Annotated in this window: 12 protein-coding genes; 3 read left to right on the top strand and 9 right to left on the bottom strand. The window is 37.1% G+C overall.

Annotated elements, in window-relative coordinates; all coding sequences use genetic code 11:
• Positions 1-15: 15 nt before the first annotated feature.
• From M3M35_RS07095 to M3M35_RS07085, 3 genes are all read left to right on the top strand, one after another.
• Entirely contained in the window at positions 16-405 is a 390-nt protein-coding gene (locus tag M3M35_RS07095; protein WP_252749943.1) for a hypothetical protein, read from the top strand.
• Positions 406-450: 45 nt separating this feature from the next.
• Positions 451-1,197, top strand: a complete 747-nt coding sequence (locus tag M3M35_RS07090; RefSeq protein ID WP_252749942.1) for a hypothetical protein — start codon at positions 451-453, stop codon at positions 1,195-1,197.
• Between the two features lie 97 nt (positions 1,198-1,294).
• Positions 1,295-2,458, top strand: coding sequence for a site-specific integrase (locus tag M3M35_RS07085; RefSeq protein ID WP_252749941.1), 1,164 nt, complete (start codon positions 1,295-1,297; stop codon positions 2,456-2,458).
• Positions 2,459-2,737: 279 nt separating this feature from the next.
• On the opposite strand, the gene M3M35_RS07080 is transcribed toward M3M35_RS07085, so the two are convergent.
• The 9 genes from M3M35_RS07080 to glpK form a co-directional block, all read right to left on the bottom strand.
• The gene (locus M3M35_RS07080; RefSeq protein ID WP_252749940.1) at positions 2,738-3,943 is read right to left on the bottom strand and encodes an AbiH family protein; all 1,206 of its coding nucleotides are present in this window, start codon (positions 3,941-3,943) and stop codon (positions 2,738-2,740) included.
• A gap of 51 nt (positions 3,944-3,994) precedes the next feature.
• Positions 3,995-4,705, bottom strand: a complete 711-nt coding sequence (locus tag M3M35_RS07075) for a hypothetical protein (protein ID WP_252749939.1) — start codon at positions 4,703-4,705, stop codon at positions 3,995-3,997.
• Positions 4,706-4,731: 26 nt separating this feature from the next.
• Positions 4,732-5,307, bottom strand: a complete 576-nt coding sequence (locus tag M3M35_RS07070) for a hypothetical protein (protein ID WP_252749938.1) — start codon at positions 5,305-5,307, stop codon at positions 4,732-4,734.
• A gap of 483 nt (positions 5,308-5,790) precedes the next feature.
• Positions 5,791-6,321 carry a 6-phospho-3-hexuloisomerase gene (hxlB, locus tag M3M35_RS07065; protein WP_252749937.1) on the bottom strand — a complete coding sequence of 177 codons (531 nt, stop codon included), beginning with the start codon at positions 6,319-6,321 and terminating at the stop codon, positions 5,791-5,793.
• A 10-nt stretch (positions 6,322-6,331) separates the two neighbouring features.
• Positions 6,332-6,958, bottom strand: a complete 627-nt coding sequence (gene hxlA / locus M3M35_RS07060) for a 3-hexulose-6-phosphate synthase (protein WP_252749936.1) — start codon at positions 6,956-6,958, stop codon at positions 6,332-6,334.
• 156 nt (positions 6,959-7,114) lie between these two features.
• Positions 7,115-7,822 carry an MIP/aquaporin family protein gene (locus M3M35_RS07055; RefSeq protein ID WP_252749935.1) on the bottom strand — a complete coding sequence of 236 codons (708 nt, stop codon included), beginning with the start codon at positions 7,820-7,822 and terminating at the stop codon, positions 7,115-7,117.
• A gap of 4 nt (positions 7,823-7,826) precedes the next feature.
• Positions 7,827-8,612: a triose-phosphate isomerase gene (tpiA, locus tag M3M35_RS07050; RefSeq protein ID WP_252749934.1), complete on the bottom strand. Its 786-nt coding sequence runs from the start codon at positions 8,610-8,612 to the stop codon at positions 7,827-7,829.
• The gene (locus M3M35_RS07045) at positions 8,602-10,419 is read right to left on the bottom strand and encodes an FAD-dependent oxidoreductase (protein ID WP_252749933.1); all 1,818 of its coding nucleotides are present in this window, start codon (positions 10,417-10,419) and stop codon (positions 8,602-8,604) included. The genes tpiA and M3M35_RS07045 overlap by 11 nt, the downstream gene beginning before the upstream one ends.
• Complete coding sequence (gene glpK / locus M3M35_RS07040; protein WP_252750719.1) at positions 10,412-11,920, bottom strand: glycerol kinase GlpK; 1,509 nt, start codon at positions 11,918-11,920, stop codon at positions 10,412-10,414. The genes M3M35_RS07045 and glpK overlap by 8 nt, the downstream gene beginning before the upstream one ends.
• Between the last annotated feature and the right edge of the window lie 420 nt (positions 11,921-12,340).

The raw sequence follows: 12,340 nt of genomic DNA, 5'->3' as shown, positions 1-12,340 counted from the left end.
AGTAGGTGTTAAGCCATGACAAACATCGAAATTTTAATTTCTCGGCATCCGGAATTAGTTTTTAAATTTGAACGGATGCCAAAAGGCCTATATGGATTGAACATAGGAAATAAAATAATTATCAATAAATCATTAAGTCCGCAGGAACAGTTGCAATGGCTTTATGAAGAGATTGAGCACCATCGGCTATCAGTCGGAGATATTTCTGACTATCAAGACACTAGAAATTTGCATCAAGAATACGTAGCTAGAAAATCTGCCATGCAAAAATGCATACCAAAAAAACTAATTAATCGGGTTCTTAAAATTAGACCTGAGAATGATTTTGAGGTGGCGGATGAACTTGGAATTTCAATTGATTACTTGCACGAAGTAGCCAAGATTTATGGGTTCAGATTTAAATAATTACGTCCAAATCTGATTGACGTTAAAAGCTGTCTGGAGGTTTTTATGTTTTTGAAAATTGTTCTTATTGTTGTCACTTTGCTGGCCCTATTCTTATCAGTTGGAGGATATTTAAACTACAAAGACAATAAATCAAGTAAGCCAAAAGAAGCTAAACAATATAAATGGCTAACAATTATTGCAGCAATAATCGGAGCTATATCCTTAATTTCATTCGTTGCATCATTAGGAAGTTCATCGAACGATAATAAGCCCAAAACTGAAAAAACAACTAAAAAATCAAACTCTAAGGCCAAGGAAGATAAGGAAAAGGAAGAAGCTAAAAAGCTAAAGCTAGAAAGCGATAAGAAAGAGCAGGCAGAAAAACAAGAACAAGCAAAGAAAAAGAAAGCTGAAGACAAAAAATACAAAGAGGAAATGGACAAAAAGGAAGCTGCTGAGGTTAAAAAAGCAAAAGCCAAAAATGATGAAAATAATCTAACTGAGTATGCAAATGCTTTGGGTCAACTTCCTGAAAAGAGTAATGGAGCAATTTCGGATGCTTACGTAGATCCAGAATCTAATCAAACAGTAATTGTTCTTAGCGATGAAGCGCTGGGATTGAATGACAATGAACTGAAAGATGTTTCAAAAGCAGCTTGGGAATTGGCTCAAAATTTAATCGATAACTATAAGTTACGTAATAACAAAAAAGTAAACGCACAAACGGACGTCCTAATCAAAGATACATCTGGAAATGTGATCGCAAAATCAAGTTTCTTTGGCGGATTTAAGTATGTGGCTAACAAGTAATATCAAGTACCCTACTCGGTAGCGATGAGCCGGTTCAACTCCGGCATAGGGCTTTGCTTTGTTCATTCAAAGCATGCAACTGTGAAAGGAGGCAACTTTGGCTACTATTCATCAGTATGAAAAAAATGGAAAAAAGCTCTATGGTTTCAAGGGATTTTTAGGAGTAGAAAAATCAACTGGCAAGAAGCGCAGCATTAGTCGTAATGGTTTCAAAACAAAAAAAGAAGCCAAGTTAGTCTTTGCAAGAATCAAACTACAATTTGACAAAGACAACTTAGCTCCTGTGGATCGAAACGATAAAATAACTTTTGGCGAAGTTTATAATCAATGGTTTCCAATTTATTCTAGCACAGTGCGAATAAGCACATCTTCAAGAGTTGAAGGAATGTTTAAAAACCATATTTTGCCTGAATTTGGCAGCATGTTCATAAAAAACATTACTATCGACCAAATTCAAGCAGCCGTAAATCAATGGTTTGAAATAGCTCCGAAGAGAAATTATAAAAAATGGTATCAGTTAACATCGAGGATTTTCCAGTTCGCAATCAAGCGTCGATACATTGATGCTTTTAATCCTGCTAGTGCCGTTACGTTGCCAAAGGTAAAAATCAATCCAGGAGTTAAGAAACAAAATTTTTGGGACAAGTATCAGTTGCGGAAATTTTTCCAAATTCTGGAGCAAGATGATTCCAAATTTGAACAATATGTATTATTTAGATTACTTGCCTATTCTGGAATAAGACGTGGTGAATGCTTGGCATTAAGTTGGTCTGACATTGATTTTGACAAACAAAGCGTAAATATTAACAAAACCTTGACACAAGGCGAAAAAGGAAAAACGATTGTAGAACCGCCAAAAACTCAGGCTGGCTATCGAGAGATTCCTTTGGACTCAGAAACGCTAAAAATTTTGCAAAACTGGAAAGCAATTTTGAGAAAATCATTGTTTATGAACGGAGTGCCTCTGGATGGAAATACAACTGTTTTCCCAGGTAAATATTTAAAAAAGTACAAATCATTAAATACGCCTGGTAAATGGTTAACAGAAATCATTAGTCATAGCGACTTACCTAAAATCACTGTACACGGATTCCGGAAAAGTTACTGTACTGCCCTTTTCGCTGCTGGTGTCCCAGTTAAGGAAGCGCAACGGCGAATGGGACACGATGACGTAAGAACTACGCTAGATGTCTACACTTACGTAACGAAAGAAACTGTCAATAAGTCGTCCCAGCAGTTTGATAAATACATGCAAAATTAATTTTGAAAAAGTCGGCAAAAAGTCGGCAAAAATAAGTGGCCACTTCTAGAAAAGCCTTATCCATAGGGTTTTATGTATCTATAATTCGAATCCCGCCGACTCCATTAAGTATTTTCATTTAGTGCCATACAGTCTCAAAACACTGCTATAAAGGCATTTTACATTTTCTACATTTCCATTAAATTGCATGCTTTGATAAAAAAAGTCGGTGAAAAGTCGGTAAAAACAAAGCAAATTAAAAGGAGGATGGCATTAGTCATTCTCCTTTTTTGCGTTCTATTATTTTAAAGTTTCTAAATTAATAGCTCTAATTGATTTTTTATCTATATTAAATTGTGTACTAAGTGATTCTTTTATTGATTCACGTAATTCATCTTCTTTATCACTTCCGTCATCACTTTCATCTACATAGTAATAATATCGTACTTTTTTTATCCTCCCAACAGCTTGAGAAATAAATGAATTTATATCAATATCAGAATTAAAATCATGTCCAATAATTGTAATAATACTCTCTGAATCATCAATATTTAAATTCTGAATATAATTAAAATATTTTTTTAATGCCTCTAAAGCTTTTACATGTCCAAAGCCTCTTAAATAATTGATATAGCGATAAATAGAATCATCACTATTTTCATCTTTTTGGAAAGGATTTCTCATTTCCAAAAAATCCCCTAACTGTATAGTATAGTAAGCATAACTTGATTCTGGAGTTTCATTAGAGATGTCTCTCAAAAAAATTGAAACCAAATCATTTTTTGGTATTTTAGAATAGTTTTCATTTCTCCTTGTCCATAAAATAAATCTTTGTATTTCTTTTATTGAAGATAGCAATAATTTATTCAACTCTAATGAATGATCACCGTTTCTTTGAGTATCTAAATTAACGACTTTATTAACATCATTTTCATATAATTTATCCATGTTTTTGCCAAAAATTTTAGCTTTTTTTGCTGAAGAATACCCAAAGACAAAGTCTTCATCTATTGATCCATGAAAATAATTAATTTTACCATATGAAACTCCATATAACGTTTCTAGAGTTTTAGTATAATTAAAGGTTAATATTGAATCTGAATTATTTAAAATATCATTGATTTTATAAAATTCTTTTACTTTAATTTTGTTCTCTTCATTTTTTAAATATTTTCTAAGATTAATTTTCCATCTTTTAATCACAGCATTAAAATTAATAAAGTATTTATATTTATCTAAATTATAATATTCAAAAAACATTGAATCTCTGAGAATTGTTTCCAAATCAAACCAATTGATTCCCAAATTAATTCCATCAATATATTTTTTTGTATCAGCAGTATTTTCATAAATTCGTGAGGTAATTGCTTCTCTTTTCATTCGCTCTAGGATATACCAATCAAAATAGGTAAATTCCTTATCAACAAAATCACTAAAAGATGTTTTCATTCCATGAAATAAATCAAATCCATTTCCAATAATCAATAAATTATTCTCTTTTCCCATCAAATATCCACCTTAAAATATCAAAAAAAGTAATTATATAAATTTAATCATCTAATATGTAATCGGACGGTCATGAACATAATCCCAATCAGGGGTTCCAACAGATTTCTTCTGAATCGTTTCTCCAGTCTTTTTATTTTTTACAATCACTGTATTTTCATCGTCTCCAGAAGTTACCTCATAGTTGTCGTCATCCGTTACATTTCCATCTGAATTATTCTGAGGTTCATTATTAGCACTATCATCGTTACTTTGGTTCGTCATTTCCTTAGAATCATAAACTGGAACGACATCACCATCTGGTCCCATATCCCACAACGTGGTCATCGTCCCCGCTTGTTCCGCTTGAGCTTTTGTAACGTAACTTCTGGTGCCATCCGGGTTTGTTACCAACGCATGGGTTGCGTTCTGAGCATCAATGGCCCGTTTCCGAAATTTTTCCCGATTATATTCGGCTTGTTGCGCGAGCTTTTCTTGATCCGTTGAACGATCGTCATTGGTAGCATCTGATTGCGTCCCAGTAGCAAAATTAGAAGGTTGTGGACTAGCTGGTTCCGTAACCTTCTGCTTTTTAGCTGGTTGAACCGAAGTTTTCTTGCCACTAGCTCTTGTATGCTTCCGCGGTTGCTCGGTAGTTATTTTATGCTCTGAGCGTGCTAACGCATAGCTTCCCAAGATAACTAACAAAATCAATCCCAGCACACCAATGATTATGATTTTGCCTTTCTTTCCCTTGTGATATAAATTAACCCGTTTTTCCATTCCTTAAGTTGCCTCCATCATCAGTTTTAATGTTCGTCGCTTGAATTTGAATTTTCCGGTTGATTCATTTGGTTAATTTTTTCATTTGCCCGCTTTAAATAATCCCGTTGCTCTTCCTGATTCTGCATAAATTCATTTTTTTCGGCTTCAGTTGCTTCCTGACCAGTAGAAACATCAACGATTTTTCCGGTTTCTGGATCAGTCTGGTAACGATTAACAACCGCACATCCAGCTCCAGGTCCACTCAAGGGGTCAGTCGTTTCCCCGTCGTTATTAGTTCCCGTATCCTGATTAACCGTTTGCTGACGAGTTTGGGCGTGCGTCGTTGGGTTCCTAGCATTACCATTCCCACTGTTCTGCCCTTGTTGTCCCCTCGTTGTCGGAGCTCCTTCACTAGTTTCCGAATCACGGGATTCACCCTTATCCCAAACGTGCTGCTTAGATTGCTTGCTGGGCGTTGGTTTTACCGGTTTACTATCATTATGATAACCTGCTTGCGCAATCTCATAGCCCACTAAAAAAGCAACTGGAATAACCAGTAACAATCCTAATAGAAATTTTTTTACGTTTTTTCGGTGCTGTTTTTTTACCCTAGTTTCCATCCTTGAACTCCTTATTTGTTTGCTATGCTCATTCTATCATTGCACACCCGCTTTCCCAATTCGGGCTTAGAAATTAACGTCTGGATCATTTAGTCAATCCAACTACTAGAGTTTAAATTAAACAAGTCTTTAGCCAACGTCATTTTTCACAAAAAGAAAGCCCCACTAACTAACGTCAGTGGGGCTTTCCCAGTTGGTAACAATTCATTCCTGAGTGGCTCAGAAATAGCTTGAGTGCTTCGGATAATGTGAGTGTAAGTGTTCCGATAATTTGAGTACTTCAGATAATGAAAGTTACCATCTAGAATTTTACCATAATTAATGAAAATTCAATAATTATTACATTTAACATTAAATTATAGGATTGGAGTAGCCTTTGTGAATGTATCCATTATCTGTTTGAACTTCTCACCACTAGCATCCTTTCCGTGGCCATAAAAAAACGACTAATCCCAATGATTAATCGTCTTCTTTACGTTTAAATTACTCTAAATTAGCGTGCCGTTTGCGCATCTCTGCTTCAGAAATACCCGCAAAATCCATGTAGGCCAGCGTTAACGCATCCCCAAATAACCACACCGATTGTTCAAATAAACTCCCCATCGGTTGAATTGAGGCTTGCTCTGATCCCACTCGATCCTTGCTCTTACCCGGTAAAATGGTCACTACGTCCGCCAGTTTTGCGAGGGGCGAATCGTTCGTGGTTGACAATAACCACAACTGAGCTCCCACTTGGTGGGCCGTAGTTGCAATGTTGACGGTCCCGGTCGTAGTTCCAGAGGCCGAGGCTACTAGTAACAAGTCCCCCGCTTGAATCGCTGGGGTCGTCGTTTCTCCCACTACATAGGCCGTTTTACCGAGCTGCATTAATCGCATCGCCAGCCCGCGTAACGCCAGTCCGGAGCGGCCACCACCGTAAACAAAGATCCGAGGTGCCTGGTTTAATAAGGTTAATTCGGTCGCTTCAATTGGAACGTCTTGCTGTGCTAATTCGGAAAGAATCGTGTGCCACATACGTGTTCGCCTACTTTAATTTTTCCTTGAATTCAGCAGCTACTTTAGCTGGGTCATCGGTCGTTGCGATTCCCCCACCCACAATCAATAGATCCGGGTTAGCAGCTTTGACTTCATCAACGTTGTCTAACTTAATCCCACCGGCAATGGCTGTCTTGGTCTTCGTTACGTTTTCCTTGATCTTAGCAAACGTAGCAAATGGAGTTTCACCCTTAGCTTGTAGATCATAACCAGTGTGCGTACCGATGTAATCAGCGCCCATTGCGTCAATTTCACGGGCCCGTTTGGCAACGTCAGTTACCCCGATCATGTCGACTAAGATTTCCTTACCGGCATCGTGAGCAGCCTTAACGGCATCCTTGATGGATTGATCCTCAGCTACCCCTAAAATCGTGGTAATGTCAGCACCGTACTTAAAGGCTTGGTCAACTTCGTAGGAAGCCACATCCATAATCTTTAGGTCGGCTAATAAGGTAATGTCTGGAAATTGCTTTCTAATCTTAGCTAAACCTTCCAGACCAAAGTTAATTACCAATGGAGTTCCGTATTCAAAAATATCAATACTGTCCTTGGTTTCATCGATTAACTTAATGGCTCCGTCTACATCTTCTAAATCAATTGCGAGTTGAATTTTCATGAGTTATTCTCCCTTTACTTATTTTTTGTACGTAGACTAACTGTATCATATTATCTGAAATCTTGAAAAATAAAAGCCCACAATTATTGAAATTAAACAGAATTAAGTCCAAAAACATCTCACCAACCGATTAGTTAATGAGATGTTTTATAGATTTCACCTATTTATTTTTAATTCTGGTTTAAGAACAAATTGATTGATCAAAACAGCTACCAATACACCTACAAATGGAGCAAGAAGGTACAACCATATTGATTGTAGTGCTAGTCCGCCAGCAAAAATTGCTGGGAAAAATGACCGAATCGGATTCATTGAAGCCCCAGTTAAGTTCCCACCGACAATTACTAATACAAAAATGGTTAAACCAACGGCGATTGGGGATTGAATTGCATACATATTAGTGCGTGAATGATTTAAAACTAAAATCACTAATAGCAACACGGTTGTCAATAAAACCTCAGTTAAAAAAGCACCAACTGGAGAAAGATTAGGAAAAACTGTTCCTCCTAAATTATTCTTAACTACCATTGTTTGCCAACTTTGTCCCTTATGTTGCAGCAATGATCCATAAGTAACGACAACCGCTAATTCACCTAACAACCCGCCTAGTAATTGTGAGCCAACAAAGATTAAAGCTTCTTTTCCAGACATTCGCTTCGTTAAGTACATCGTCAGTGTTACCACCGGATTAAGATGAGCACCTGAAAGAGGACCGATTACATAAACCAAAACTGCTAAGGTAAACCCCCAGCCAATTGCTGGGCCAAGCAAATCAGGAAATGGCGTTCCAAAAATTAGTAATCCCGTTCCAAAATAAATTAGAAGGCCGGTACCAATCGTCTCACCAAAAATTTTCAGTTTCATCAAATTACTCCTTTTCGACAGCTAAGGCATCATCGATAATCCGCAAAAAATTATCTGCTACTAGCGATGAACGTCCAATTAATAAACCATCAATATTTGGCAATGCAAAGATGGCTTTTGCATTTTCCGGAGTAACTGCTCCCCCATATTGAATTCTAATTTGATTAGCAGCCGCAGATCCAAAAATTACTGTTAATGATTGTCGAATCACCTTTGCAGCATGTTCAATCTCTTTTAAAGTTGGTGTTCGGTCAGAACCAATTGCCCACGCTGGCTCATAGGCAACCACAATTTTACTCGCCCATTTTTTATCAATTCCGGCAAAAGAAATTGCAATTTCAGTCAGTGGCGACATCTCAATGTCGGTAGGATCATAGGTAGAGGTGTCTTCCGAAATAGCCACTAATGGTAACAACCCATTTTTTAAACTAGCAGCTACTTTTAACCCTACCGAACCATTACTTTCTTTAAATAATTTTCTTCGTTCGTAGTGACCAATAATTGAACCTTTAACACCAATATCAACAAGAGCTGCTGGAGAAGTTTCCCCAGTGTAAGAACCTTGATTAACATAAAATAAGTTTTCAGAAAAAATGTCCAAAGGCAGTTGATGATGATTAACGTAATCAACCATTTTTTCTAGATAAACACTTTGCGCCGCCACTCCTACTTGAAGTAAATTTGTCAACGGTAATTTACCCGTGATTGCTTGCAAGAATTCATGAATCTCGCTACGATTTTTATTCATTTTCCAATTAGCTAAAATTAGCGGTAACCGATTACTCATCATTTTGGTTCTCCTTTAATTGCCGTAATTGAATCATGTCACGAATTCGGTAGTATTCAGAGCGCATTACTTGTTCTGTATCAGCATCCCAACCAAGTTGGCGACTCATTTCAGTAATTATCGCCTCCTGAATTTGTTTCGTTCGCGTTGTTGCAAATAACAAATAATTAGTACGGCGTAATAAAAAATCAATTGGTCGTACTACCATTTCATGGTCTAATGAATAACTCAAGACACTGGTTTCCGCCAACGTTAACCCGGGTGCTCGCCAACCGGTTTTGACATAATCAGCAATTTTAAGTGCATTTGAACCAAATAAGGAAGCAATCTTACTAGCATCTTTAGAATTAAGTCCCGTTGTCTCTAAGGTTTTAGCAAAGCGCTCCAAGGTTGATTCAACTTGAGTAGGATCAAAATGTCCTCCAGAAATTTGATACTCTGTGGAGTCAACCAACTTAATTGAATAATTCCAGTGCGCTTGAAAGTATTTCTTCACATGTTCCATTGCCACTTGCGCCATTAGCCGATAATCAGTTAATTTACCTCCTGAAACATTAATCAAACCATCATCAAGTTTAATTTGAAATCCTCGAGAAACTTGGGAAGCACTTTTATCAGGAGATAACATTGATGCTAAATATTGATCTAATTGTTCAATTGAAACTTTATGTTCAAAATACGCTTTAATTTTTTCACTTAATTTCTTAATTTGTGTATCATTAATTTTTTTATTTTGCGTATTACCGTTATAATCTCCGTTCCCAATTAACGGCCTGATGCCAACCCAACTACTTTCTACATCATCTAAGGTAACGTTAGTATCCGGAAAATGTTGGTTAACTGCACTTAGAAGATAATCAACATCAGCTGGTTCCACTTCTGGATTACGATAATCCCCCCGATAATCTGTATCGGTAGTCCCAAAATAAGTTTTTCCAAACCTTGGAATTACAAAAATCATCCGTCCATCATGATGACCTGAATCAAAGTAAACTGTCTCTGGTACGTTTAAGACCTCCTCATCAACAACTAAATGAATCCCTTTGGTTCCCCTAATTTTAGGTTGATGTTGCTGATCCACTAACCGGGCTACTTGATCGAACCACGGTCCTGCGGCATTAATTACCATCTTACTATGAATTTGAACCGAATTTTGGGAAATACCGTCTATTGCAGTTACAATTTTCATATCTCCATCATCTTCAATTTTAGTTGCTTGTAAATGACTAACTGCAATTGCTCCATCATCAAACGCTTGTTTCAGATTATCAATTGTCAATCGCGCATCATTATTTTTATAGTCAAGATAAACTGCCAATGCGGCTAGTTTATCTTGTTTAATTTGAGGCAGGTATTCCTTCGCTCCCTGTGCATTTAAAAGGCGGTGTGCATATGGACTGTTCACAGAAATTCCGGATAATTGATCGTAAATCTCCATTGCCACTTGGGCACTTAAGGGTGTAAAAGTTGCATCATCATCTTTATAAATCGGCATTAACATCTTAGCTGCTCTAGGGATGTGAGGTGCAATCCGTTGCACCCGAGCTCGCTCTTGGACAGTATCCCTAACCACATCGACATCAAAGGTCCTTAAATAACGAATCCCCCCATGCACTAATTTTGTAGATCGACTACTAGTTCCTTCAGCAAAATCTTGCATTTCAATTAAAGCCGTTTTCAAACCAGATCCAGCTGATTGAACTGCAATCCCTGCTCCTGTAATTCCACCACCAATGATAACTACATCAAAATCATTTTGATTTAATTTGGTCACTAAATCATTCCGCCGCTTGAAAGAAAAATTAACCATTTTGGACCTCCGCACTAAAGAATTCTGTTGCCTTAATTGCTTTTTGCCATCCTCGGTATAATCGATTTGCTTCATCTGAGCTTAATTTTGGAGCAAAGTTTTTCGGTTTTCCCTGTAGCTCTTTTAAATCGGCAACATCATTCCAAACCCCAGTTGCTAATCCTGCTAAGTAAGCTGCTCCAATGGAAGTTGTCTCAACGTCATTTGAACGAACCACCTTCTTTTGCAATAAATCAGCTTGAAATTGCATCAAATAATTGTTTAGTGATGCTCCCCCATCAACATGCAACTTGGTTAATGGAATACCGGTATCACTGACCATTGCATCAACCACGTCACGGCTCTGATATGCCAATGATTGTAATGTTGCTTTAACAAAATCAGCTCGGGTAGTTCCTCGTGATAATCCAAAAACTGCGCCGCGCGCTTGTGGATTCCAATACGGAGCCCCAAGCCCCGTAAATGCTGGTACCACATAAACTTCGTCATCACTATTTGATTGTTCGGCCAATGTTTCACTTTCTGAACTTTTATTTACTAGTTTCATTTGATCACGAAGCCATTGAATTGCGGATCCAGATACAAATACCGATCCTTCAAGTGCATATGTAATCTGACCGTTAATTGCATATCCAATTGTGGTTAACAAACCATTCTTACTTTTGTTCTTTTTTTTACCAGTGTTCATCACAATAAAAGATCCCGTTCCATATGTATTTTTAACTGCACCAGGAACCAGTGCCAATTGACCAAATAATGCTCCTTGCTGATCGCCGATTATGCCCGCGATTGGAATTGCAGCACCAAAGAAATGTTCTGGAATTGTTTTACCAAAAACACCGGATGAATCCTTAACTTCAGGTAACATAATACTGGGAATTTGTAAAAGTTCTAGTAACTCCTGACTCCATCGTAATTTATTAATATCAAAAAGCATTGTTCTCGATGCATTGGTATAATCAGTAGCATGAACCAATCCTCCCGTTAATTTCCATAAAAGCCAGCTATCAATTGTCCCAAATAGTAGATCACCAACTTCGGCACGTTGCTGTGCTCCAGAAACTTGATCAAGAATATAGCGTATCTTAGTTGCCGAAAAATAAGCATCAACGATCAACCCAGTTTTTTCCTGAATTAAATCTGTATATCCATCTTGAATCAGTTTTTCAGAAAGCGGCGCCGTCTGCCGCGATTGCCAAACCACAGCGTGATAAATGGGCAAGCCACTATTTCGATCCCAAATAACCGTTGTTTCTCTTTGATTAGTAATTCCAATACCAGAAATTTGCTCTGGATTCAATTTTGCTTTAATTAAAGCGGTTGCCATCACGGCTTGTACTGTCAACCAAATTTCATTTGCATCCTGTTCAACCCAACCTGGTTGTGGATAATACATTGTGATTTCTCTTTGATCGCTAGCAACCGGTTTCCCAGCTTGATCATAAATGATCGCGCGTGCACTAGTTGTTCCTTCATCAATCACTAAAACATATTTTTTCATTGCCACTATCCTTTCTTTTCACAATAATTCCGTTAAAAGGTTAAATTAAACGAAAAATTCACAAAATAAAACAGCTAAACTAGACAAGAAATAACGCGGTTTAAAAGTGTTTGTAAGCATTTCCTTATCTGAGGACTACTATACTAAAATACAGCGTTTTTCACAAGCAATGTATATTTTTCCTAATATAATTAAATATTCACAATGTCTGTCGCGTATAATCATATGATTTCATTTAATTTATAAAGAAAACTCATCCTACAAAAAATAATCATTACCAATCATCTCCGGAACCATTAACTTAAATAGAATACCCACTATCATTGGCTAATTTATCCCATTGAAAAAGCACCTTCGAGTTTAACTAGTTCCATCCAAAACTATTCTCGAAGATGCTTTCATTTAACTATTTAATTATAG

The sequence above is a fragment of the Fructilactobacillus myrtifloralis genome (assembly GCF_024029335.1).
Classification (GTDB): domain Bacteria; phylum Bacillota; class Bacilli; order Lactobacillales; family Lactobacillaceae; genus Fructilactobacillus; species Fructilactobacillus myrtifloralis.
This window is presented reverse-complemented; position numbering and strand designations above follow the sequence as displayed.

Excerpts from the sequence above, each read along its gene's own strand:
- M3M35_RS07095 (WP_252749943.1), top strand. The coding sequence starts at position 16 with ATGACAAACATCGAAATTTTAATTTCTCGGCATCCGGAATTAGTTTTT.
- M3M35_RS07090 (WP_252749942.1), top strand. The coding sequence starts at position 451 with ATGTTTTTGAAAATTGTTCTTATTGTTGTCACTTTGCTGGCCCTATTC.
- M3M35_RS07080 (WP_252749940.1), bottom strand. The coding sequence starts at position 3,943 with ATGGGAAAAGAGAATAATTTATTGATTATTGGAAATGGATTTGATTTA.
- M3M35_RS07075 (WP_252749939.1), bottom strand. The coding sequence starts at position 4,705 with ATGGAAAAACGGGTTAATTTATATCACAAGGGAAAGAAAGGCAAAATC.
- M3M35_RS07070 (WP_252749938.1), bottom strand. The coding sequence starts at position 5,307 with ATGGAAACTAGGGTAAAAAAACAGCACCGAAAAAACGTAAAAAAATTT.
- hxlB (WP_252749937.1), bottom strand. The coding sequence starts at position 6,321 with ATGTGGCACACGATTCTTTCCGAATTAGCACAGCAAGACGTTCCAATT.
- hxlA (WP_252749936.1), bottom strand. The coding sequence starts at position 6,958 with ATGAAAATTCAACTCGCAATTGATTTAGAAGATGTAGACGGAGCCATT.
- M3M35_RS07055 (WP_252749935.1), bottom strand. The coding sequence starts at position 7,822 with ATGAAACTGAAAATTTTTGGTGAGACGATTGGTACCGGCCTTCTAATT.
- tpiA (WP_252749934.1), bottom strand. The coding sequence starts at position 8,612 with ATGATGAGTAATCGGTTACCGCTAATTTTAGCTAATTGGAAAATGAAT.
- M3M35_RS07045 (WP_252749933.1), bottom strand. The coding sequence starts at position 10,419 with ATGGTTAATTTTTCTTTCAAGCGGCGGAATGATTTAGTGACCAAATTA.
- glpK (WP_252750719.1), bottom strand. The coding sequence starts at position 11,920 with ATGAAAAAATATGTTTTAGTGATTGATGAAGGAACAACTAGTGCACGC.